The organism is Steroidobacter sp., assembly GCF_016790065.1.
Classification (GTDB): domain Bacteria; phylum Pseudomonadota; class Gammaproteobacteria; order Steroidobacterales; family Steroidobacteraceae; genus Steroidobacter.
The window spans coordinates 1-1,514 of record NZ_JAEUPY010000279.1; the positions used below are offsets into that span (position 1 = coordinate 1).

Here is a 1,514-nt window from a genome sequence, read left to right on the forward strand (position 1 = left end):
CCCCGCCGAAGGACCGTAACGAGCTCCGAATCGAGCTCGGTCGTCGCCTGTTCTCCGATCCGTTGTTGTCCAGCGACCGCACTATCAGCTGCGCCTCGTGTCACAAGCCAGAGCATGCGTTTGCTGATGACGTCTCGTTCAGCGCCGGCGTCGGCGGCGCCAAGGGTGAACGGAATGCGCCGACCTTGATGAATGTCGGCGGGCGCACCGCCATGTTCTGGGACGGGCGCGCCGAGACGTTGGAAGATCAGGCCGTCTTTCCTATCGAAAATCCCGTCGAGATGAACTTGCCCATTGCCGAGGCCATCGCCCGGCTCGAGGCGAGTGGCGAATACAAAGAACTGTTCGCGACTGCATACGACGGCAAGATCACAGCACGCACCATTGGTCGTGCGCTGGCGGCATTTCAGAAAACCATCGAAAGCTTCGATACAGCCTACGACAGCTACAACCTCGGCGACGACACGGCCATTTCCGAGTCCGCCAAACGAGGCCGCTTGTTGTTCATCGGCAAAGCCAAGTGCGCCGACTGCCACTCAGGCAACGACTTCACCTCGGAACGGTTCCGAAACATCGGCCTGTACGACGGTGCGAAGCTGAGCGATCGGGGCCGAGGCAAGATCACCGGCAATCCGCTCGACGACGGCCAATTCAAAGTGCCGACGTTGCGTAACGTCGCCGTTACGCCGCCCTACATGCACAACGGCATGTTCGCCACGCTACGCGAAGTCATCACGTACTACAGCGAACCGGACAAGGTCGTGCCGACTCACAAAGGGCGCGATGCTTCGATGGGTGAGCCATTGCGACTCACTCCCGGCGAGATCGAAGACATCGAAAGCTTCCTACGCACGCTGACTGATCGGCGCTTCAGCGACCACACCACCACCGCGCAACGATAAAGCGTTGGCCGAATCGCGCCAGTGAGGCACAGCGCCGTTGTGAGCGGCAGCTTCATCCAGGATGCGCCGCAAGTCGTTGCCGTGAATGTGCGGCAACAACTCATTCACGAAGGCGAGTGCATAGTCGCGGAGCAAACGGTCGCGTCGAAGCAGCAGCCAGGCCGTGCAGGTTGGAAACAAACCATCTGCAGCCAACGACACCAGGTTGTCGTCCGGCTCGCCGACCGCCATCTCCGCCAGAATGCCCACGCCTTGCCCGGTTCGAACATAGGTTTTGATCAGATCGCCATCCGGCGCCGTCATGGCAATCGTTGGCTCGAGGTCCTGCCGCTCGAACGCCCGGCGTAACGAGGAGTCACGGTCGCGGCTGGATTCGTAACTGATCAACGGAAACTCCGCCAGATCGTGCAGTGTCAGCGGTCGGTTCAGTTGTGCCAGCCGATGCCACGTGGGCACCACGACCACCCGTTCCCAGCGATACAACGGCAGCGCGATGTCCGCATCCGGCGGATGATTGCCGGTGCTGACGATGGCCAGATCCGACTCGCCGTGTCGCAGTCGTGCCAGCGATTCGTTGTTGTTGCCGGGCGCGAGATGCACGATGACCTTGGG

2 protein-coding genes are annotated in these 1,514 nt (G+C 61.2%); one reads left to right on the top strand and one right to left on the bottom strand.

Annotation, left to right across the window (positions count from 1 at the left end; translation table 11 throughout):
- The coding region (locus JNL55_RS12040; protein ID WP_293853107.1) for a cytochrome-c peroxidase at nucleotides 1-902 on the top strand (902 nt) is incomplete at its 5' end.
- On the opposite strand, the gene JNL55_RS12045 is transcribed toward JNL55_RS12040, so the two are convergent.
- Nucleotides 846-1,514 (bottom strand): LysR substrate-binding domain-containing protein (locus JNL55_RS12045; RefSeq protein WP_293853109.1); only part of this gene is annotated, 669 nt, incomplete at its 5' end. The two genes, JNL55_RS12040 and JNL55_RS12045, sit on opposite strands and share 57 nt — an antisense overlap.